Origin of the sequence: Marinobacter sp. UBA2688, assembly GCF_002352785.1 — a bacterium.
GTDB lineage: Bacteria > Pseudomonadota > Gammaproteobacteria > Pseudomonadales > Oleiphilaceae > Marinobacter > Marinobacter salarius.
In genome coordinates this window covers 198017-217783 of sequence record NZ_DELU01000022.1, presented here as the reverse complement: position 1 = coordinate 217783, position 19767 = coordinate 198017, and the positions used below count along the sequence as shown (strand labels likewise).

The window sequence follows — 19767 nt, the reverse complement described above, 5'->3', positions numbered from 1 at the left end:
AAGGCGGGCGACGCCAACGGGGGTGTTGTCGGGTAATACCATCAGGTAGTGGTCGGCAATTTCGTCGGTGTCGTCCCACTCCAGTTCCGGTGGGACTTTTTGCTCGTCCACGAATACGGACTGGCGGATGTTCCGGACATCGGCCGGCGCCAGTTGCCAGCTGTATTTTCGAACCCGTACGTTCATGCTGCCTTCACCCAGGTTTCAGTCAGATGTCAGTCAAAGTACAGAGAGCCCTGGTTGACGAGTGTGCTCAGAAGACCCTGTATGGCATCGTCACCGGCAAAGCTGGCCAGTGCGCCCATGTCCGGGCGAGCGCTGGCACAAAGAAGGGGTGCCAGGGGCCGTGCGTCGCCCCGAAGCAGGAACTGCTCACCGTCCACGAACAGGGCGGTTTCGTCCTCGAAGTCATGGTAGGCGAAACGTGAGCCCTCGTTCCAGCGCAATGGGTTGCCGGCCGCAATCAACTCGCCCAGCAACTCTGGTGTGACCGGTTCTTCCGCGGGCACAACGATTTCCAGACTCTTGGGTGCCGTTGAGTACTGGCCGAACCAGAGTGCCAACTGGCGTTGATCACTGAGTTGGTCGCGGATGAGGCGGTCAAGCCGATGGATAACGTCGGGCTTGATGGCGCCGGGGTTGTCCTGGACCTTCAGGTCCGGATCATCCAGGTGTTCAGAGGCATCGGAGCGGCTGCACAGGAAGTCGGTGAAGCCTGTCAGTACATCGTCGACCGTAGGCGCGCGGAACCCGATAGACAGGGTGATGCAGTCGTCCTCGGCGACCCCGTGGTGGCCAACGCCCGGCGGCAGGTACAGCATGTCTCCCGGTGCCAGGGTTACCGTTTCCTCGCCGTCCCAGCTGCTCAGGATTCGTAGCGGCGTACCGTCCACGCGCGGCGAGGTGTGGTCACAATGGCCGCCAAAGGTCCAGCGACGGTGCCCCTCGGCTTGCAGAAGGAAGACATCGTACTGATCGTAGTGGGGGCCTACGCTGCCACCTTTTGGCGCGTAGCTGGCCATAATGTCATCCAGCCGCCAGTTGGGTACGAAGCGGAATTCGTCCAGCAGGTCCGCAAAGTCAGGAACCCAGTGGTCAAGACCCTGAACCAGCAGTGTCCAGTGGCTGTCTGGCAGTTTACTGAAACGCTCGGGCTCGAAAGGGCCGTTGTGCAACTGCCAGGGTTTGCCGTTGTCGTCCTCGATCACAATCCGCGATTCAACAGCGTCCTCACAGGCCAGTCCTGCCAACTCGTCGGCCGAGACAGGGCACTCAAAGCCCGCAAAGGCCTGGCGGATGACCAGTGGTTTTTTTTGCCAGTAGTCCCGCAGGAATTCCTGGGCGGGCATTCCGCCGGGCAGTTGCATGGTTCAGATATCCCGTGCCTGTTGCGTGGCGTTGCCAATGTAAGAGCCGGGAGTGAGTTCCATCAGTTCCGCCTTGGCGGCATCGGGAATGTCCAGTGACTCCACAAAGGCCTTGATCACATCCGGTGTCATGGCTTTGCCACGGGTCAGCGCCTTCAACTTTTCGTAGGGCTTCTCGATGTTGTACCGGCGCATAACGGTCTGGATCGGCTCCGCCAGGACTTCCCAGGCGTGATCCAGGTCTTCGTCCAGGCGTGCCGGGTTGATTTCCAGCTTGCCCAGGCCTTTCAGGGAGGCCTCGTAGGCAATCAGGCTGTGTGCGAAACCCACGCCGAGGTTGCGCAGAACGGTTGAGTCGGTCAGGTCACGCTGCCAGCGGGAAATCGGCAGCTTGGCAGACAGGTGGCTGAACAGGGCGTTGGCAATGCCCAGGTTGCCTTCAGAGTTCTCGAAATCAATTGGATTGACCTTATGGGGCATGGTGGACGAGCCTACTTCGCCTTCCACGGTTTTCTGCTTGAAGTAGCCCAGGGAAATATAACCCCAGATATCCCGGTCCAGATCGATCAGAATGGTGTTGAATCGAGCAATGGCGTCGTAGAGCTCTGCGATGTAATCGTGGGGTTCAATCTGGGTGGTGTACGGGTTCCAGTCCAGGCCCAGGCTTTCAATGAATTCCTTGGCGTTCTGGGCCCAGTCGATGGATGGGTAGGCAGACAGGTGGGCATTGTAGTTGCCTACGGCCCCGTTGATCTTGCCCATCAACTCCACGGCGCGAATCTGTTTCACCTGCCGGCGTAAGCGGTGAACCACGTTGGCCAGTTCCTTGCCGACGGTGGAGGGCGAGGCCGTCTGGCCATGGGTGCGGGACAGCATGGGTTGTTCCGCGTGCTCATGGGCCAGCTCCGCCAGCCGGTCAACGATGCGCTCCATGGCCGGCAGCAGGCCGTGGTCCAGACCTTCGCGCAACATCAGGGCATGGGAGAGGTTGTTGATGTCCTCGGAGGTACAGGCAAAATGCACGAATTCAGTAACGGCGTGCAGTTCCGGAACCTCGGAGATCTTTTCCTTGATGAAGTATTCCACCGCCTTTACGTCATGGTTGGTGGTGCGTTCAATGCCCTTGATCCGTTCCGCGTCTGCCAGCTTGAACTCCGAGATCATGCGATCCAGAAACTGGTTGGCGTCGGCGGAGAAGGCAGGCACTTCGGTGATGCCGGGATGGGCCGCCAGTTTCTGCAGCCAGCGGAGCTCAACGGTCACGCGGTTCCTGATCAGGCCATATTCACTGAAAATGTCACGAAAAACGCTGACTTTACTGCCATAGCGTCCATCGACCGGGGAAATGGCGGTCAGGGCGTTGAGTTCCATCGAAAACCTCTCAAGTCATCAAAGATACGGTCAAAAGAAAAAACTGGGGGCGCATATGATACACCAGTGGTGGCCGGGATTCAGTCGTAAACCGAGCGGTTTGCCTTCTCCGCCAATTCCCGGGCGGTCATGATGACCTTGCGACGAGTGAAGATAAGCTGCCAGCGGCGGCCGCCGGTCTGGTGCCAAAGGACGGCGGAGCGAATCCCAGCCAGTAACAGGGCACGTACTTTGGCCGCATTCTCCTCGCGTTGAAGAATCGTGGGCTCACCGCTGACCTGGATACGCTGGCGGAAGGTGCTGATGGTGTCCGTGTAAATCGACGCCACGTTGGCAATCAGGTTGCTGTGGCTGTAGCCGAAATGGCTTGCGGTGTGCCGGGCCTGGTCGATCCGGCTGCCGATTACATCCAGCATGTCGCTGTTTTGACGAAGCTTGGAAGAGAGGTTGATCAGGTTCAGGGCGTAACGCAGTACTTCAATGTCCTGCTGTTTGCTCTGTTGGCTCATTACGCTGGCGAGGGTGGAAAGGCCTTCACGCAGGTCCTTCAGTTCACCGCCGAACACATCCAGGGTCGTTTCAGGTTGCGTGGCGAACAGTGAGCGCAGGCAGGTTTCAAAGCTGGACTCCGCGCACTGGCCGGAATGGGCTATTTGCTGGACCAGAGCAGAGGCCTGGAAGACGCCCGCCAGAGCCAGGGTCTGGTCGTGTATCGATCGGCTCATGCGCCGGCTCCTTCCGCCTTGTTGTCAGTTCCTGTGGGCGTCTGCTCACCGTCCCGCCAGGTTTGTTCGATAACGCCGCCACCAAGGCAGACCTCGTCGCGGTAAAACACGACAGACTGACCCGGAGTGACGGCGCGCTGTGCGTCGTCAAAGACAACCCTGAACCCGTTGTCCAGGGCTGTTACCGTGCAGTCCTGGTCCGGTTGGCGGTAGCGGGTCTTGGCTTTGCAGCGGAACTCCGCAGCCGGAGCTTCGCCGGCAATCCAATCCACCGGTCCGCTGATCAGTCCGCGAGAAAACAGCAGGGGGTGATGCTTGCCCTGAACGGCAACCAGTACGTTGCGGGACAGGTCTTTTTCCGCGACGTACCAGGGCTCGTCGCCAAACTCACTCAAGCCACCAATGCCGAGGCCCTGACGCTGGCCAATGGTGTGGTACATCAGGCCCTGATGGCGGCCGATCACCTGGCCATCGGGGGTCTCGATATTTCCGGGCTGCGCGGGAATGTACTGTTTGAGGAAATCCCGGAATTTGCGTTCCCCGATAAAGCAGATACCGGTGGAGTCTTTCTTGTCGTGGGTGATAAAGCCCTGTTCGGCGGCAATGCGCCGTACTTCCGGTTTTTCAAGCTCGCCCACTGGAAAGAGCGTACGGGCAATACGTTCGCCGGAGACGGCGTGCAGGAAGTAGCTCTGGTCCTTGTTGGGGTCAAGGCCCTTGAGCAGTTCGGCTCCGCCACTGCCGTCGTTCAGAGGGCGCTGGCGGGTGTAGTGGCCGGTGGCAATGTAGTCAGCGCCCAGGGTAATGGCGTAATCGAGAAACGCCCGGAACTTCACTTCCTTGTTGCAGAGGATATCGGGATTCGGGGTCCGGCCAGCCTTGTATTCCGACAGGAAGTGCTCGAATACCCGATCCCAGTATTCCGCCGCAAAGCTGGCGGTGTGCAGCGTAATACCGATGGTTTCCGCCACCGCCTGAGCGTCCGCCAGGTCGGTCATGGCGGTGCAGTATTCGGTGCCGTCATCCTCGTCCCAGTTTTTCATGAACAGGCCTTCCACCTGGTAACCCTGGTCCTTCAGGAGCCAGGCTGCCACGGAAGAGTCTACGCCGCCGGACATGCCGACAATCACTCGGGTATTTTCAGGTGCTTTAGTCATGTCTGGGTCTGTCGGGATCAAAGGGGCGGATTCTAGCATTTAAGCCAGGTTACGTCTGCGGCTCGACAATGACATCCAGGGGAAAGCGGCGTCCGTTTCGGTAATCTTCTATGCATTGCATGACCAGAGGGCTCCGAAGTTTGTCGGCCTGTGAGCGGATTTCACCGGGTGTTAACCAGTGGGCAGCGATAATGCCGTCGTCCAGCTCATCGGTCACGCGGCCCAGGGCCCTGGCTGAGAAGCAAAACCGGTAGTAGGTAACGCCGTTGGCGGGGGCCTTGTAGGTATAGACGCCAAGAAAGTGTTCAGGGACCACCTCCCAGCCAGTCTCCTCCAGGGTTTCCCGCTGCGCTGCGTCAAGGATCCTTTCGCCTTCCTCTACGTGGCCCGCGGGCTGGTTGAGCACCACCTGACCATGGCTGAGTTCCTCAACCAGCAAAAAACGGCCATGGTCATCTTCAACAATAACGGCAACTGTGGCGTGGGGTGTCCAGGTCATGGGCGGGGTCGCCTCCGGGGTGCGTGTTTGCGGGGTTTCGCCGCCTTCCGCGCCGCGGTTCCAGGCGGGGGCGAAGGCGCATGTACGGATGTTGCCCTGTATTCGCCGGGCGAAAGCCCGTCCAGGGTCCAGTCTCCAATACCATAGCGAACCAATCGTAGGGTAGGGAAGCCGACTGCCGCCGTCATGCGACGGACCTGCCGATTTTTACCTTCGGTGATGGTGATCTTCACCCAGCTCGTGGGGATCGATGCTCTGTAGCGTACTGGCGGGTTTCTGGGCCAGATCTCCGGCGGAGCCATCGTCGTAACTTCGGCTGGGCGAGTCTTACCGTCTTTGAGTTCCACGCCTTCGCGCAGTTTCTTCAGTGCCGTTTCGCTGATCTCGCCTTCAACCTGAACCCAATATGTCTTTGGCATTTTCAGCCGGGGAGAGGCAATTTGATGCTGCAGTTGCCCGTTGTCCGTTAGCAGCAAGAGACCTTCCGAATCATAGTCAAGCCGCCCGGCAGGGTAGACAGCGGGGATCTTGAGCCAGTCGGCAAGGGTGGCGCGGAGGGTGCCATCCGTGCCGCCTTTCTCGTCGGTGAACTGGCAAAGCACCCGGAACGGTTTGTTGAACAGAATCAGCGTTGCCATGGTGGCAAATGAACCTTGATTTAGGGAATCGAATTTGAACAGGCGCATTATGCCAGAAGTAGGGAGAGAGGGGGTTGGGGAGGAGGGCCCGGTCGCCCCATCTGGTTGCGGAACGACCGAACGTCCGGACACAGGCTAACTGGCCGGTCATTGTGGGCCGGTGTTATCTGCCTGGGCAGTGGTGGCGTCAGCCGTCAAGCGTTTGCCGCGCGGGGCTGATCCTGGTATCCACTGTCCTGATTCTGTTCCACGTCGTCGTCACTGCCGGACGTTTTCTCAGAAGCGTTCTCTTGGGAACTCTGCTTCTGTGGCTGCTCCTCCGGAACGATGTTGACCGCGTGGATCCCCTTGTCGCTGGGCTTTTTATCGAAGGTGACGGCCTGGCCGGCCTTTAAGGTTTTGTAACCTTCCATTTGCACTGAAGAGAAGTGAGCAAACAGATCGTCACTGCAGCCTTCCTCGATAATGAAGCCATAACCCTTGGCATTGTTAAACCACTTTACTTTGCCTCTTGGCATGATGAACTCCCCTGTTCTTTCACTGTCAGTGTCTTTGTTATTGATGTTATTGCCGAGCGTTTTGCCTTGCACGGATTGCAGCCTGTTATAGGCTTCTTACGCCAATTTACAATATTTTACATTGCTATCGTACTGTTGACCAATATTCGCTCAGAGTCAATAGCAGTTATAGCCGGAATGTATGGTTGAACCGGGGCCGGAGCCTGTATCATGGCGAGATTGATAACCAGCGCACGTCCGGTTACCGGAGGTACCTTGAAAACCGGGCGGCAGACAACCATCTTTAAGCAGAGGCACCGATTTCCGGTAAAGAATCATGCGGACTATCCAGAATTCTCTACTAGTATTAAATCAGGGGGAGGACGAACAGCCAGGACGTCAGGACGATGTCAGTGTTGCTCCCGAGAAGCCCGCCCTCAAGCGCCCCGCGCGCTTCAGGGTTCTGCTTCTGAACGATGACTACACACCCATGGACTTTGTAGTGGATGTGTTGATGAAGTTCTTCGGAATGAACGAAGAAAAGGCGACGCAGGTGATGCTGCTCGTCCATACGCAGGGAAAGGCTGTATGCGGGGTATATACCCGGGACATCGCGGAAACAAAGGCGGCACAGGTGAACCAGTATTCCTCGGAATGCGAACATCCGCTCCTTTGCGAGATTGAACGTGCGGACTGATAGACCTTGGGGTGGCCCATGCTGAGCAAAGATCTTGAAATTACATTGAATGCGGCTTTCAAAAGTGCCCGCGACAAGCGTCATGAATTCATGACCGTCGAGCACCTTTTGCTGGCCTTGCTCGACAACGAATCGGCAGTGGGCGTCCTGAAAGCATGCGGTGCAGACCTGGCCCGGCTTCAGGAAGAACTCGTAGAGTTTGTGGATTCAACCACACCACTGATCCCCAGCAACGACAGCGAGCGGGAAACACAACCCACGCTCGGATTCCAGCGCGTGCTACAACGTGCTGTATTTCACGTACAATCCTCTGGCAAGAAGGAGGTAACCGGTGCCAATGTGCTGGTGGCCATCTTCAGTGAGCAGGAGAGCCAGGCGGTGTATGTGCTCAAGAAACAGAGCATCGCCCGCATTGACGTGGTGAATTTTGTTTCCCATGGCATCTCTCGCGTTCAGGGTGCCGAAGATCAGGAGGGTCACGATCAGGCGTCTCATGATGAAGCCGCAGAAGAAGGCGGTGCATCACGTCCGCTGGAAAGCTACGCAACCAACCTGAATGACCAGGCCCGCCAGGGCCGCATTGACCCGCTGATCGGACGTGAACACGAAGTCGAGCGGGTGGTTCAGATACTGGTTCGCCGTCGCAAGAACAATCCGCTGCTGGTGGGCGAAGCGGGTGTGGGCAAGACAGCGATTGCCGAAGGCCTTGCCAAGCGCATTGTGGATAGCCAGGTGCCGGAGATCATTTCTGACGCGGTGGTCTATTCACTTGATCTCGGTGCCCTGCTGGCTGGCACCAAGTACCGGGGTGATTTCGAGAAGCGGCTGAAGGGGCTGCTTGCAGAATTGAAGAAAGAGAAGCATGCGATTCTGTTCATCGATGAAATCCATACCATCATCGGTGCCGGTTCCGCGTCCGGCGGTGTGATGGATGCCTCCAACCTGCTCAAGCCCATGCTGAGCTCAGGGGAAATCCGGTGCATTGGCTCCACCACCTTCCAGGAATTCCGTGGCATTTTCGAGAAGGACAGCGCGCTGGCTCGCCGCTTCCAGAAGATTGATGTGAACGAACCCAGCGTTGAGGATACCTACCAGATCCTCAAGGGGCTGAAGTCCCATTTCGAGAAGCACCATGACCTGAAGTACACCGATCAGGCACTGCGTGTGGCGGCGGAGCTGTCTGAACGCTACATCACCGATCGCCACCTGCCGGACAAGGCGATTGACGTAATCGACGAAGCCGGTGCCCATCAGCGTCTGCTGGCGGTGGCCAAACGCAAGAAGACAATCGACGTGTCGGAAATCGAGGATGTGGTGGCCAATATCGCCCGCATCCCGCCGAAGAACGTATCCACCAGCGACAAGGACCTGCTGCGCAATCTGGAGCGGGATCTCAAGATGGTGGTCTTCGGGCAGGATCCGGCTATCGAGTCATTGTCCACCGCCATCAAGCTGGCCCGTGCCGGCCTGAAGGCGCCGGAGAAGCCGGAAGGTGCCTTCCTGTTTGCCGGCCCCACGGGTGTGGGCAAGACCGAAGTCACCAAGCAACTGGCCAAGGTGTTGGGTATCGAGCTGGTGCGCTTCGACATGTCCGAGTACATGGAGCGGCATACCGTGTCCAGGTTGATCGGTGCGCCTCCGGGCTATGTCGGGTATGACCAGGGTGGTCTGCTGACGGAATCCGTGAGCAAGCATCCGCATTGTGTGCTGTTGCTGGATGAGATCGAGAAGGCTCATCCGGAGGTCTTTAACCTGCTTCTGCAGGTGATGGATCACGGTACGCTCACGGATAATAACGGTCGTAAGGCGGATTTCCGTCATGTGATCCTGGTGATGACCACCAACGCCGGTGCTGAAAGCATGGCCCGCCGTTCCATTGGCTTCAGCGAGCAGGACCACAGCACGGATGGTATGGAAATCATATCCAAGACCTTTACGCCGGAGTTCCGCAACCGCCTGGATGGCATTATCCAGTTCGGTGATCTCCAGCCGGCCACCATCACCCACGTGGTGGACAAGTTCCTCACGGAATTGCAGGCGCAGTTGGACGAGAAGCACGTGGTGCTCCACGTTGACGACGCCGCGAAGGAATGGCTAGCCGAGAAGGGCTACGATGTCACCATGGGGGCACGCCCGATGGCTCGCCTGATCCAGGACAAGATCAAGCGGCCCCTGGCGGAACAGATCCTGTTCGGCCGGCTGTCGGAGCATGGTGGTGATGTCCACATTCACCTCAAGGATGGTGAACTGGAGTTCGAGTATGAGGACGAACCGGCTGAGGCTGTGTAAGCAGCCCTGAGCGATTCTTCTCCTCCTGGAAAGGCCATGCTGGAAACAGCATGGCCTTTTTTTGTCACTGGCCGACCATCAATTGACTCTGTTGAAGGGCCAGCCCTGACATTGTCGTCAATCCAATTGCTCCGCTTCTCTGTCAAATTGTTGTCTGACAGTCAGATTACCTGACGCGTAGGCGCCGTGGTCTGTGTTTCCGTGAAACAACAATGATAAGGAGAACCGGGAAATGAAAGCGTTATCCATGCTTTTGCTGGTTGTGCTCGGGCTTTCCGGCTGGAGCAATGCAGGCGCGAGTGAGCGCCGTGAGTTCTGTGTATTTGATGTCGCCGGAGCAAGTGGATTTGTCTACCGTACGTTGCAGGATTACCACCGCAAGGCCGCATTGGCCGGCGTAGGCCTTAACCTGCGTCCCTACACCGATGAAGATCAGGCCGTCGCAGATTTAAGAGCTGGGCGTTGCGACATTGTGGCGGTGACCGATATGGGCGCCCGTAAATTCAACGATTTTTCAGGCTCCATCAGTGCCATCGGTGCGGTTCCCTATTATGAAGACCTGAAAGTGCTGCTCCATATTCTGGCCAGCCCCAGGGTTGACCGTCATCTTGAGCAGAATGGCTACGAGGTGTTGGGTGTGACGCCGATGGGAGCGGCTTACCTGTTCGTGAACGACCGGGCGATTGACCACGTGGAGGCTCTGGAGGGAAAGCGCATCACGGTGTTCGAGGGGCACCACGATGCCCGTCATATGGTTGAGTATGTTGGCGCGGTGCCGGTTGCGGCGAAAATTTCCGACTTTGCCAGCCTGTTCAATTCCGGCGAGGCTGATATCAGTTATGCGCCGGCGGCTGCCTACGAGGTGCTGGAGATGTTCCGGGGCATGGGCAGCAAAGGTGGTATTGTCGATTATCCGGTAGGGCAGGTAACCGTTCAGTTGATCGCCCGGGCGGATGAGTTCGACGACGCTTTTGTCAGGAAGTCACGGCGGATCATGTCCAGGCTCTACCCGGAGGCCATGCGCATTGTGAGGCAGTACGAACGGTCGATTCCCGAGGAGCGCTGGGTCAAGATTTCACCTGAAGCCGTCCGGGGTTACCAGGAAATGTTGCGCAGCGTGAGGATTGATATGCAGCAGTCCACGGAAGACTCGGGCATGCTGGCTGCGGGTGTGTACCATGACGACATGATGACGATACTGCGGAAGGTGCGGTGTTATACCAATCCAGGCGCGATGGAATGCTCGGCGGACAACCGGGAGTAGCGGCCTGGCATGGAAAGGCCTGAAAATAAAAAGCCCCGATATTCGGGGCTTTCAAGTCTCATACAGCTATCAGCGGGCGCGGTACACGATGCGTCCTTTGCTCAGGTCGTAGGGGGTCAGTTCTACCTTGACCTTGTCGCCTGTCAGAATACGGATATAGTTCTTGCGCATCTTGCCAGAAATGTGAGCGGTCACAATATGGCCGTTTTCGAGTTCAACCCGGAACATGGTGTTTGGAAGCGTATCAACAATAACGCCTTCCATTTCAATAGCATCGGACTTCGCCATTCAGTAAAAACCTCGTAAATTGGCTTGCTGTGATTTTAAATTGCGCAATTCTGCCTGATTTACCGCCATTTGGCAAAATCAGTTCACTTCCATGGTGTGCCATTGCCCGTCCCGAAGCGCTTCGATCGGGCGGAATCGTGTTTTATAGTTCATTTTCCGACATTCTTCGATCCAATACCCCAGATACAGGTGCGGAAGCCCCAGCCGTTTTGCTTCCTCTATCTGCCAAAGCACCGCAAAGGTGCCCAGGCTTCGGCTTTCGTAGGCAGGATCAAATACGGTATAGATGGCGGACAGGCCTTCGTCCAGCATGTCCACGGCGGCCAGGCCCACCAGGTTGTCTCCGTCCATGATTTCGACAAACCAGGAATCGGTGGCGCCTTCCACCAGGAACGACATGAACTGTTCACGGGAGGGTGGGTACATGTCGCCGTCAGAGTGCCGTTGTTCAATGTAATGGGCGTAGAGGCTGTAATACCGTTCCGAAAAGGTTGCCTTGACCATGCGGCAACTAAGATCGGCGTTCTTTTTCATGACCCTGCGTTGGCTGCGGTCAGGCTGGAACTCTTCCACCTTGAGCCTGACAGGAACACAGGCATTGCAGCTTTCGCAGTGGGGGCGATAGTAATGCGAGCCACTTCGACGGAAGCCCAGGGCGGTCAGTTGGCTGTACAGCCGCTTGTCCACATGGGCCCTCGGGTCGACGAACATGGTGGTTGCTTCGCGATCTGGCAGGTAACTGCAGTCGTGGGCCGGCGTGGCAAAAAACACCAGGGTCCTGAGATTGCTCATTCACACCTCCGGGCCGGGCCACTGCCACCGGAAGCCCCAGTCGCTGTGGTCCGGACTACTGTCGACGCATGTCCTGAGTATAGATAAAAATTCGCTGCGTGGGATACTTCGCGCACCCATTCGCAACAGATGGCCGCTTTCCACCTGGCAATCCATAATCTGATAGCCCCAATCCCGGAGTTGATTGGCCAGATGGACCATCAATACTTTCGAGGCGTTGGTTTCCAGTGAAAACATGGACTCACCAAAAAAGCAGCGGCCAATGGCCAGGCCGTACATTCCCCCGGCCAGTTCTCCCTTTGGATTCCATACTTCTATGGAGTGGGCTACCCCCTGTTTGTGAAGCTGGCCATAGCTGTCAATCATATCCTGGGTGATCCAGGTGCCTTCGGCACGGGTGTTGGCGCAGAGGCGGATGATGCGGGGGAAAGCCTGGTCGGCGGTGATGGTGAAATAGCCGCGGTTGAGGGTGCGCCGGAGGCTTCTGGAGATGTGGATCTCTTCCGGGAAAAGGACGCATCTGGGGCTGGGGGACCACCAGAGTATGGGCTGGTCGTCGCTGAACCAGGGGAAGATGCCGTTGCGGTAGGCGAGTTTGAGCCGCTCGGTGGATAGGTCACCGCCCAGTGCCAGCAATCCGTCGGGGTCGTCCAGGGCCTGTTCGGCGGGGGGGAACCAGAGTTGGTCGGGGTCTAGCCAGGGTAGTGACGTCATCTCGGTCCGGAGTTAGTACTCGAGTGTTGGTGGAGTCGGCGAGTGGTCACGGATGTCTGAAACACGCTCGAGCACGTCCGTGTGGCGCTTGGGCTCCGCCATCCATGGCTCCGCACAGTTTCAGACATCCGTAACCACTCGCCTTTTCGGGCCTCGGAGGTGCCTGCCCTGAACCACTTCCGAATAAGTTTCTCGGTTAAACTCAGTCTTGGTCCAGAAACTTTTCGGCGTCAAGTGCTGCCATGCAGCCGAAGCCTGCAGATGTCACGGCCTGGCGGTAGACGTGGTCGGCTACGTCGCCGGCGGCGAAGACGCCGGGGATGCTGCTCTGAGTGGCCATGCCTTCTAGGCCGGAGCGGATTTTGATGTAGCCGTTTTCCATATCCAGTTGGCCCTGGAACAGGTCGGTGTTGGGTTTGTGGCCGATGGCGATGAAGACGCCGGCCAGGTCCATTTCCTGGGTGGATTCGCCCTTGGTGCTTTTGATGCGCATGCCCGTGACGCCGGTGCCGTCGCCGAGGACTTCGTCCAGGGTGTGGTCCCAGACAATGTTGACGTTGCCGTTTTCGGCTTTTTCGAACAGTTTGTCCTGCAGGATTTTTTCAGCACGCAGGCTGTCGCGGCGGTGTACCAGGGTGACTTCGTCGGCGATGTTGGAGAGGTACAGCGCTTCTTCGACGGCGGTGTTGCCGCCGCCGATGACGGCGACTTTCTGTTTTTTGTAGAAGAAACCGTCGCAGGTGGCGCAGGCGGAGACGCCCTGGCCCTTGAATTTTTCTTCCGAGTCCAGGCCCAGGTACATGGCGGAGGCGCCAGTGGCGATGATCAATGCATCGCAGGTGTATTCGCCGCTGTCACCCTTGAGGCGGAAGGGACGGTTACGCAGGTCGGCTTCGTTGATGGTGTCGTAGACCACCTGGGTCTCGAAGCGCTCCGCGTGTTTGAGCATACGTTGCATCAGCTCAGGGCCCTGTACGCCATCGTTGTCGCCCGGCCAGTTGTCCACGTCGGTGGTGGTGGTCAGCTGTCCGCCCACTTCGATACCGGTGATCAGCGTGGGTTTCAGGTTGGCACGGGCGGCATAGACGGCAGCGGTGTAGCCGGCGGGGCCGGAGCCTAGGATGATCAGTCTGGAGTGCTTGGTTTCGCTCATTGTGGTTCTCTCGCTAACGAATCTGGACGTGTTGCGCTGGCCGCGTTTTCACGTAATCGGTACGTTCGTCCGGGGGCTGGCCCGGAGGAAAAGGGCAAAAGGCTAACATGAACAGGATTGGTTTCCAGTTGTTTTGCCCAATTCATTCCATTAAGTGATGCTATCTATTCAATGACAGAGACGGAGGTCAGAAGTTGCCTTACTCTCTCCGCGCTCTTTCCGGACTCGCCCTGTTCCAGGCGGTGTTCGGCGACCGCCGGAAAGACCGCCTGGATGTCGTCCGGTAAGACATGGTGGCGCCCATCCATCAGGGCCCATGCCCGTGCGGCGCGCACGAGCCCAAGCCCGGCCCGGGGCGATAGTCCGTACAGCAGGCCGGGCATGCGCCGGCTCTGTTCCAGCAGGCGTTGTACGTAGTCCAGCAGTGCGGGGCTGGTGGACACCCGGTTGACGGCGTCCTGGAGGGTTTGCAGGTTTTCCGAAGAAAGCAGTGATTGCAGTCTGTCGGTCATGACCCGGCGGTCTTCACCTTCCAGCAGTTCCCTTTCGGCGCGCGGGTCGGGGTAGCCCAGCCGTATGCGCATCAGGAACCGGTCAAGCTGGGATTCCGGTAACGGGTAGGTGCCTCCCTGCTCGATGGGGTTCTGTGTGGCGATAACGAAGAACGGGTGGGGCAGGGGGCGGGTTTCGCCTTCGATCGAAACCTGCCGTTCCTCCATGGCTTCCAGCAATGCACTCTGGGTTCTGGGAGACGCGCGGTTGATTTCATCAGCCAGCACAACCTGCGCGAAGATCGGTCCGGGATGGAACACCAGGCTCCCCGCTTGCTTGTCGTACATGGAGAAGCCAAGCACGTCAGCCGGTAACAGATCATTGGTAAACTGGATGCGCTGGTAGGTCAGGCCCATGACCTTGGCCAGTGCGTGGGACAGGGTGGTTTTGCCCATTCCCGGAATGTCTTCAATCAGCAGGTGGCCCTTGGCCAGCAAGCCGCAGAGTGAAAGCCGTACCTGGTGATCCTTGCCCAGCAGTATGCTGTTTAACTCGCGGATAACCGTGTCGGTCAGTTTTTTCATGAAGTGTTTAGTCCCTTACCCGCTTGAGAATGTCACCGTAGGCGTCGATGCGCCGATCCCTGAAATACGGCCAGATGCGACGAATCGATTCACTGCGAGAGCGATTAATGGTGGCGGACAGTAGGGTTTCCGACTTGTCGTCGGCACGGGCCAGGAATTCTCCCTGGGGTCCGCAGATGAAGCTGTTGCCCCAGAAACGAATGCCGTCAGAGTTGCCTGAAGGGTCTGGTTCCGTGCCGACTCGGTTTGGCGCGATGACCGGAAGGTTGTTCGCAACCGCATGGCCGCGTTGAACGGTTACCCAGGCATCCAACTGGCGCGCTTGTTCCTCCGGGTCGTCGGTGACGTCCCAGCCAATGGCCGTGGGATAGATCAATACCTCTGCGCCGGCCAGGGCCATTAGGCGGGCGGCTTCTGGATACCACTGGTCCCAACACACCAGCACACCCAGCCGACCCACGGAGGTGTCAATGGGGGTGAAGCCGTTGCGGCCGTCGTTGAAGCTGGCGTCGCCCGGGGTGAAATAAAACTTTTCGTAGAAGCCGGGATCGTCGGGAATATGCATCTTGCGGTAGAGGCCGGCGATGTTTCCATCCCGCTCAAAAACGACGGCTGTGTTGTGGTAGACGCCGTTCATTCTCCGTTCAAAGATAGACCCGACGAGAACGATGCCAAGTTCCGCCGCCAGAGCGGATAGCCGACGACTGGTCGGGCCGGGAATCGGCTCGGCGAGTTCGAATACCGAGGTGTCTTCGGTCTGGCAAAAGTAGAGCGTGGCGTGCAATTCCTGCAGGACGACGAGCTGGGCGCCGTCCGTAGCCGCCTGGCGGATCAGACGTTCGCTGGTTGCCAGGCTGGTATCCTTGTCAGCGCTGCATTGCTGCTGAATGGCGGCAATGGCCAGATCGGCGGATTGAGGAATCTGAGTCATGCGCCTACAACCCCTGCCGGTATCTGCATGGTGACGCAATGCAGGCTGCCTCCCTGTGTGATCAGTGGTCGACAGTTCACCGGAATCACTTCCCGCTCAGGGAAAACGTTCGACAAGGTGGCGACAGCGTCTTCATCCTGAGGCACCCCGTAAACCGGTACCAGCACGGCGCCGTTGATGACCAGGAAATTGGCATAGGTTGCGGGAAGGCGCTCGCCGTCTTCGTCATGGATGGCATCGGGCCAGGGCAGCGGGGTCAGGCGGTAGGGGTGGCCGTCAGCCTGGTGGAATTGCTGCAGCTCCTCCTCCATGGCCGCCAGGGCGCTGTAGTGCTCGTCGCTGACGTCCGGGCAGGCCACGTAACAGATATGGTCGGGGGCGCAAAAGCGCGCCAGGGTGTCGATATGGCTGTCAGTGTCGTCACCGGCAAGGTAGCCGTGGTTCAGCCAGAGGATGCGCTCGGCGCCCAGTGTTTCCGACAACAGGTGTTCAATACCGGCTCGATCCATGGACGGATTGCGGGAAGGCGTCAACAGGCATTCGCTGGTGGTCAGCAAGGTGCCTTTACCATCGGATTCGATAGAGCCTCCCTCGAGAACGAAGTCGACCGGTATCAGCGGTGTCGTGCCAAAGCTGCCAAAATTCGACAGGTGGCTGTTCAGGGCATTGTCCTTTTCCCAGGGGAATTTTCCGCCCCAGGCATTGAACCTGAAATCCAGTAATTCGTGGCCCTCGCCACGGCTAATGGCTAGGGGGCCGTGGTCGCGTGCCCAGGTATCGTTGGCCGGGGCAGGAACGGCCGCAACGCGGCCGGGCAAACCGTTATCCTGAGCGAACTGATTAAGGTCCCTTTCCAGCTCCTGCAAACGGACAACATGCTCACAGCTGAGTAATACGTGCTGAAAGCGCAAGACGGTCTGCGCGATCTCCATAAACACCGGCTCGACATCGGCAAGGATGTCGCTCCAGTCCGTTCCGGGGTGGGGCCAGGTAAGCATGATGGCACTTTGGGGTGCCCACTCGGCGGGCATCACAGGTCTGGAAGTCAAGTTGTGAACACCTTATCCAAAAGCCGCCATTCTAACGAACGAGCGGGGTTGCGTCAGGATGTGCAGAGGATTTTTTAGCGGCTGGGCTTCAGTACCGCATGGATCACCCGATCGGCTTCAAAGTACACGACAAAATCCGCGTAGTGCCATTGCGATATGGGTGGGTTGCCCACAGGCCCGGAGGTGCGGATCGGGTTGCCCCAGCCGTTGCGAACGCTGGACTGACTCATGCCAGTACGTGGAAGGTTTTCCTGTGCGCCGCGCTCAGCCTGCGACATCACTGGAACCCGAACCTCTTCCGCCACCGCGGTGGCAAGCGGGGCTACCGCCAGTCCTGAGAAGGCTGCGGCGGCGCAAACGGCTTTTATGGTGCGGTTTTTCATCAGTGACTTACTCCCTGGGATCGTCGTATCCGATTGAACGGGGTTGCCTGGAAAATCTGAAAAGTGCCGTGGATGGTACTCGCCAGACATTGATAAAACGTAATATCCACCAAAGACTAACAAAAGTCAGCCCGAATTCGATGATTTGTGGACCGTTTACTCTTTCTGTCGCTGGCGGATCTGCCATCGCATCACGTGGCGGGCGATTTGCTGTCGGTCGCTGTCCTGAATGTCGGTAAATTCCGTATGAACCCTGCCACCGCCGCTTTTGTCAGGTACAACGTCGATGACTCTGGCAGTCGCCACTGGCTGAAACAGCTCCGGTGGCAGCGTCATTCTCAGGGCCAGTTGGTCACCGGCGGAAAAACGGTTGGTGGAGCTGTGGAACGACAGCCCGCCTTCACTGAGTGTGACGTCCTGCCAGTCCCCAGGTTGCAACGGATTTTGCTCAAAGGCCATAATGCGCGCCAACGTATCCAGCTTCCCGTTCAGAGACTTGATCAGCGAGGTCAGCAGGCGGTCACGTTCTGCCAGGTTGGCGAGCTGTGCCCTGACATCCTGGTCCAGGCGTCTGAATTCCGAACGCAGGCTCTCCATGTGATTGCCGTTAAAGGGGTTTTCCCGATTAGCTTCACCAGGACCCAGCGTTCGGATTTCCAGGCCAATATGGTCACTGATGCGAAAGTAGTCCCTGCGATCAGAAGGATTATTCGCCGGGTTATTGTCGGGTGTCGTTTCAGACATCTGGGCTCCATAACGCGGTATTATTGTTTCCTGATAGCAGTTTAGCAGCTTCCTGACGGTCCGTATCGCCGCAGGATTTTCGACAGACCAGAAGGCAGCGACAGGCTCCTCCCAATGTTCAGACCCTTATCACTGTATGTCGGCTTGCGGTACACCGCGGCCAAACGACGTAATCACTTCATTTCGTTCATTTCCCTGACCTCCATGATTGGCCTGATGCTGGGCGTGGCTGTCCTCATCATCGTGTTGTCGGTGATGAATGGCTTTGACCGTGAGCTCAAGCAGCGGATTCTGGGCATGGTGCCTCACGCTGTGATCCAGGGTAACCCTGATCTTGATGACTGGCAGGAAGTGGACCGGAAAGTAGAGCAACACCCATCGGTGATCGCTGCAGCGCCCTTTATTCAGGGGCAGGGCATGGTCACGGGTGGCGGTGACGTTCGCGGCGTCATGCTCAATGGTGTACTGCCAGAGCAGGAGCGGAGCGTTTCCATCATTGAAAACCATATGATCGAAGGCGGGCTGGACGATCTGAAGTCCGGAGAGTTTGGCATCATTATTGGCCGGCAGATGGCCGCCAGCCTGCGCCTGCAATTGGGTGATCGGGTCACCGTGGTGTTGCCGGAAGCATCGGTAACTCCAGCCGGGGTATTGCCGCGACTGAAGCGATTCACGGTCAAGGGCGTATTCAGCGTCGGGGCGGAACTGGATGGCAACTACACCCTGATTCATATGGATGATGCATCAAAGCTCATACGCACCGACGGCAAAGCCCAGGGCGTGCGCCTTCTGGTGGACGATCTGTTTCAGGCTCCGAAAGTGGCAGAAGAAGTTGCGCGCCAGCTGAGCGGTCGCCACTTCATATCTGACTGGACCCGAACCCATGGCAATCTGTTCCAGGCCATCCGCATGGAGAAGACCATGATCGGCCTGCTGCTGATGTTCATCGTCGCGGTGGCCGCGTTCAACATTGTGTCGACACTGGTGATGGTGGTTACCGACAAGACAGCTGATATCGCTATCCTGCGCACGATGGGCGCAACACCCGGGCGAGTGATGCGGATCTTCATGGTTCAGGGCGCGGTGATTGGCATTACCGGCACCCTGGTGGGCACAGCGCTGGGCATTCTGGGTGCCTACAACATCAGCGGGTTTATTGCCTGGCTGGAGGCCTTTATGGGGCATCAGTTCCTGAGTGCTGACGTCTATTTCATCAGTTATCTGCCGTCCCAGCTGCAATGGCAGGACGTGTGGATCATCAGTGGTGCCGGCCTCGCCATGAGTCTGTTGGCAACGATCTATCCAGCGTGGAGAGCATCCCGCGTCGACCCGGCGGAGGCCCTGCGATATGAGTGATTCAGCAACCATGAACGATGACAGGTCATTGGTGATCAACTGCGAAAAAGTAACCAGAACCTATAACGAAGGGCCGGGAAAGCTGACGATTTTCTCGGACATTTCGCTTCAGGTGTCGGCCGGCGAATCGGTAGGCATTGTTGGCAGCAGTGGTGCTGGCAAAACCACGCTGCTAAACCTGCTCGGGGGGCTGGATAAACCCTCTTCGGGTCATATCGATATCTGCGGGCAGGATATTCACCGGATGAGCGAATCCGGCCGGGCGCGTTTTCGCAATCGTCACTTGGGGTTTGTTTACCAGTTCCATCATCTGTTGCCGGAATTTTCGGCCCTGGAAAACGTCATGATGCCGGGTGCGTTGGGTGGCCGTGGCGTTCGCCAGGCTTCGGAACAGGCAACCGCCATTCTCGAGCGTGTCGGGTTAGGCGCGCGTCTGGGGCATAAACCCGGAGAACTGTCTGGTGGTGAGCGTCAGCGGGTGGCGATTGCCCGCGCCCTGGTGAACGAGCCCGAGTGCGTCTTGATGGATGAGCCCACTGGCAATCTGGATGAGCAGACCGGGGAAAGCGTCCGCGAGCTTATCGAGTCGCTCAGGGACCAGATTGGCATTGCGTTCGTGTTGGTCACCCACGATATGGCCATGGCCAGGAGCCTGGGGCGGGTGCTTCGGCTGGAGCAGGGTGAACTGTTTCAGGAGCTTTGATGGGCGTCGGCGCCCGGCTTGGACTTGCGGGTGGCCCGGCGGTGGCGTATTCGAAGTAGCTGGCGCTCCCGCCA

21 protein-coding genes and 1 pseudogene are annotated in these 19767 nt (G+C 58.0%); 5 read left to right on the top strand and 17 right to left on the bottom strand.

The features are described 5' to 3' along the window. The 8 genes and pseudogenes from B3M52_RS11310 to B3M52_RS11275 form a co-directional block, all read right to left on the bottom strand. Positions 1-186, bottom strand: a pseudogene (locus tag B3M52_RS11310) (N-acetyltransferase); the annotation flags it as partial. Positions 187-215: 29 nt separating this feature from the next. Then, positions 216-1367, bottom strand: a complete 1152-nt coding sequence (locus B3M52_RS11305) for a cupin domain-containing protein (protein ID WP_075196226.1) — start codon at positions 1365-1367, stop codon at positions 216-218. Positions 1368-1370: 3 nt separating this feature from the next. Then, positions 1371-2738: an adenylosuccinate lyase gene (gene purB / locus B3M52_RS11300; RefSeq protein WP_041334256.1), complete on the bottom strand. Its 1368-nt coding sequence runs from the start codon at positions 2736-2738 to the stop codon at positions 1371-1373. An 80-nt stretch (positions 2739-2818) separates the two neighbouring features. Then, the gene (gene hflD, locus B3M52_RS11295) at positions 2819-3463 is read right to left on the bottom strand and encodes a high frequency lysogenization protein HflD (RefSeq protein WP_036205300.1); all 645 of its coding nucleotides are present in this window, start codon (positions 3461-3463) and stop codon (positions 2819-2821) included. Next, complete coding sequence (mnmA, locus tag B3M52_RS11290; RefSeq protein ID WP_075196225.1) at positions 3460-4620, bottom strand: tRNA 2-thiouridine(34) synthase MnmA; 1161 nt, start codon at positions 4618-4620, stop codon at positions 3460-3462. The genes hflD and mnmA overlap by 4 nt, the downstream gene beginning before the upstream one ends. Positions 4621-4669: 49 nt before the next feature. Next, positions 4670-5119, bottom strand: coding sequence for an NUDIX hydrolase (locus B3M52_RS11285; RefSeq protein WP_041334261.1), 450 nt, complete (start codon positions 5117-5119; stop codon positions 4670-4672). Then, positions 5116-5757 carry a pseudouridine synthase gene (locus B3M52_RS11280; RefSeq protein ID WP_041336668.1) on the bottom strand — a complete coding sequence of 214 codons (642 nt, stop codon included), beginning with the start codon at positions 5755-5757 and terminating at the stop codon, positions 5116-5118. The genes B3M52_RS11285 and B3M52_RS11280 overlap by 4 nt, the downstream gene beginning before the upstream one ends. Positions 5758-5951: 194 nt before the next feature. After that, positions 5952-6275: a cold shock domain-containing protein gene (locus B3M52_RS11275; RefSeq protein WP_041336669.1), complete on the bottom strand. Its 324-nt coding sequence runs from the start codon at positions 6273-6275 to the stop codon at positions 5952-5954. Between the two features lie 316 nt (positions 6276-6591). Between B3M52_RS11275 and clpS the strand changes: the two genes are divergently transcribed. The 3 genes from clpS (at position 6592) to B3M52_RS11260 (ending at position 10504) form a co-directional block, all read left to right on the top strand. Continuing rightward, positions 6592-6951: an ATP-dependent Clp protease adapter ClpS gene (gene clpS, locus B3M52_RS11270; protein ID WP_036205304.1), complete on the top strand. Its 360-nt coding sequence runs from the start codon at positions 6592-6594 to the stop codon at positions 6949-6951. Between the two features lie 18 nt (positions 6952-6969). Beyond that, positions 6970-9240, top strand: coding sequence for an ATP-dependent Clp protease ATP-binding subunit ClpA (gene clpA / locus B3M52_RS11265; protein ID WP_036205311.1), 2271 nt, complete (start codon positions 6970-6972; stop codon positions 9238-9240). A gap of 232 nt (positions 9241-9472) precedes the next feature. Continuing rightward, complete coding sequence (locus B3M52_RS11260; RefSeq protein ID WP_083637246.1) at positions 9473-10504, top strand: putative solute-binding protein; 1032 nt, start codon at positions 9473-9475, stop codon at positions 10502-10504. 69 nt (positions 10505-10573) lie between these two features. Here the strand turns inward: B3M52_RS11260 and infA are convergent, their stop codons facing one another. The 9 genes from infA to B3M52_RS11215 form a co-directional block, all read right to left on the bottom strand. Beyond that, positions 10574-10792, bottom strand: a complete 219-nt coding sequence (gene infA / locus B3M52_RS11255; RefSeq protein ID WP_007153725.1) for a translation initiation factor IF-1 — start codon at positions 10790-10792, stop codon at positions 10574-10576. A 78-nt stretch (positions 10793-10870) separates the two neighbouring features. Beyond that, positions 10871-11584: an arginyltransferase gene (locus tag B3M52_RS11250; protein WP_041334264.1), complete on the bottom strand. Its 714-nt coding sequence runs from the start codon at positions 11582-11584 to the stop codon at positions 10871-10873. Next, on the bottom strand, positions 11585-12298 hold the full coding sequence (aat, locus tag B3M52_RS11245) for a leucyl/phenylalanyl-tRNA--protein transferase (RefSeq protein ID WP_036205314.1): 714 nt from the start codon (positions 12296-12298) through the stop codon (positions 11585-11587). It abuts the gene before it with no gap. A gap of 202 nt (positions 12299-12500) precedes the next feature. Next, complete coding sequence (gene trxB / locus B3M52_RS11240) at positions 12501-13451, bottom strand: thioredoxin-disulfide reductase (RefSeq protein WP_075196224.1); 951 nt, start codon at positions 13449-13451, stop codon at positions 12501-12503. 164 nt (positions 13452-13615) lie between these two features. Beyond that, a complete protein-coding gene (locus B3M52_RS11235; RefSeq protein ID WP_036205316.1) occupies positions 13616-14527 on the bottom strand; it encodes an AAA family ATPase in 912 nt (303 codons plus the stop codon). Positions 14528-14534: 7 nt separating this feature from the next. Continuing rightward, entirely contained in the window at positions 14535-15458 is a 924-nt protein-coding gene (locus B3M52_RS11230) for a carbon-nitrogen hydrolase (protein WP_075196223.1), read from the bottom strand. Then, positions 15455-16489 carry an agmatine deiminase family protein gene (locus B3M52_RS11225; protein WP_075196222.1) on the bottom strand — a complete coding sequence of 345 codons (1035 nt, stop codon included), beginning with the start codon at positions 16487-16489 and terminating at the stop codon, positions 15455-15457. The genes B3M52_RS11230 and B3M52_RS11225 overlap by 4 nt, the downstream gene beginning before the upstream one ends. Before the next feature lie 92 nt (positions 16490-16581). After that, positions 16582-16890, bottom strand: a complete 309-nt coding sequence (locus B3M52_RS11220) for a hypothetical protein (RefSeq protein WP_075196221.1) — start codon at positions 16888-16890, stop codon at positions 16582-16584. 156 nt (positions 16891-17046) lie between these two features. Further along, on the bottom strand, positions 17047-17634 hold the full coding sequence (locus B3M52_RS11215) for a PilZ domain-containing protein (RefSeq protein WP_036205319.1): 588 nt from the start codon (positions 17632-17634) through the stop codon (positions 17047-17049). Positions 17635-17748: 114 nt separating this feature from the next. Between B3M52_RS11215 and B3M52_RS11210 the strand changes: the two genes are divergently transcribed. Then, a complete protein-coding gene (locus B3M52_RS11210; RefSeq protein WP_036205320.1) occupies positions 17749-18990 on the top strand; it encodes a lipoprotein-releasing ABC transporter permease subunit in 1242 nt (413 codons plus the stop codon). Next, positions 18983-19693, top strand: coding sequence for an ABC transporter ATP-binding protein (locus B3M52_RS11205; RefSeq protein ID WP_036205321.1), 711 nt, complete (start codon positions 18983-18985; stop codon positions 19691-19693). The genes B3M52_RS11210 and B3M52_RS11205 overlap by 8 nt, the downstream gene beginning before the upstream one ends. Positions 19694-19767: the final 74 nt, after the last annotated feature.

Bases quoted from the DNA above. Each gene is read 5' to 3' on its own strand.
- mnmA (WP_075196225.1), bottom strand. From the start codon at position 4,620: ATGACTAAAGCACCTGAAAATACCCGAGTGATTGTCGGCATGTCCGGC.
- B3M52_RS11235 (WP_036205316.1), bottom strand. From the start codon at position 14,527: ATGAAAAAACTGACCGACACGGTTATCCGCGAGTTAAACAGCATACTG.
- clpA (WP_036205311.1), top strand. From the start codon at position 6,970: ATGCTGAGCAAAGATCTTGAAATTACATTGAATGCGGCTTTCAAAAGT.
- B3M52_RS11205 (WP_036205321.1), top strand. From the start codon at position 18,983: ATGAGTGATTCAGCAACCATGAACGATGACAGGTCATTGGTGATCAAC.
- infA (WP_007153725.1), bottom strand. From the start codon at position 10,792: ATGGCGAAGTCCGATGCTATTGAAATGGAAGGCGTTATTGTTGATACG.
- trxB (WP_075196224.1), bottom strand. From the start codon at position 13,451: ATGAGCGAAACCAAGCACTCCAGACTGATCATCCTAGGCTCCGGCCCC.
- purB (WP_041334256.1), bottom strand. From the start codon at position 2,738: ATGGAACTCAACGCCCTGACCGCCATTTCCCCGGTCGATGGACGCTAT.
- B3M52_RS11260 (WP_083637246.1), top strand. From the start codon at position 9,473: ATGAAAGCGTTATCCATGCTTTTGCTGGTTGTGCTCGGGCTTTCCGGC.
- hflD (WP_036205300.1), bottom strand. From the start codon at position 3,463: ATGAGCCGATCGATACACGACCAGACCCTGGCTCTGGCGGGCGTCTTC.
- B3M52_RS11280 (WP_041336668.1), bottom strand. From the start codon at position 5,757: ATGGCAACGCTGATTCTGTTCAACAAACCGTTCCGGGTGCTTTGCCAG.
- B3M52_RS11215 (WP_036205319.1), bottom strand. From the start codon at position 17,634: ATGTCTGAAACGACACCCGACAATAACCCGGCGAATAATCCTTCTGAT.
- B3M52_RS11305 (WP_075196226.1), bottom strand. From the start codon at position 1,367: ATGCAACTGCCCGGCGGAATGCCCGCCCAGGAATTCCTGCGGGACTAC.
- B3M52_RS11230 (WP_075196223.1), bottom strand. From the start codon at position 15,458: ATGACTCAGATTCCTCAATCCGCCGATCTGGCCATTGCCGCCATTCAG.
- B3M52_RS11220 (WP_075196221.1), bottom strand. From the start codon at position 16,890: ATGAAAAACCGCACCATAAAAGCCGTTTGCGCCGCCGCAGCCTTCTCA.
- B3M52_RS11250 (WP_041334264.1), bottom strand. From the start codon at position 11,584: ATGAGCAATCTCAGGACCCTGGTGTTTTTTGCCACGCCGGCCCACGAC.
- B3M52_RS11210 (WP_036205320.1), top strand. From the start codon at position 17,749: ATGTTCAGACCCTTATCACTGTATGTCGGCTTGCGGTACACCGCGGCC.
- B3M52_RS11225 (WP_075196222.1), bottom strand. From the start codon at position 16,489: ATGCCCGCCGAGTGGGCACCCCAAAGTGCCATCATGCTTACCTGGCCC.
- B3M52_RS11275 (WP_041336669.1), bottom strand. From the start codon at position 6,275: ATGCCAAGAGGCAAAGTAAAGTGGTTTAACAATGCCAAGGGTTATGGC.
- aat (WP_036205314.1), bottom strand. From the start codon at position 12,298: ATGACGTCACTACCCTGGCTAGACCCCGACCAACTCTGGTTCCCCCCC.
- B3M52_RS11285 (WP_041334261.1), bottom strand. From the start codon at position 5,119: ATGACCTGGACACCCCACGCCACAGTTGCCGTTATTGTTGAAGATGAC.
- clpS (WP_036205304.1), top strand. From the start codon at position 6,592: ATGCGGACTATCCAGAATTCTCTACTAGTATTAAATCAGGGGGAGGAC.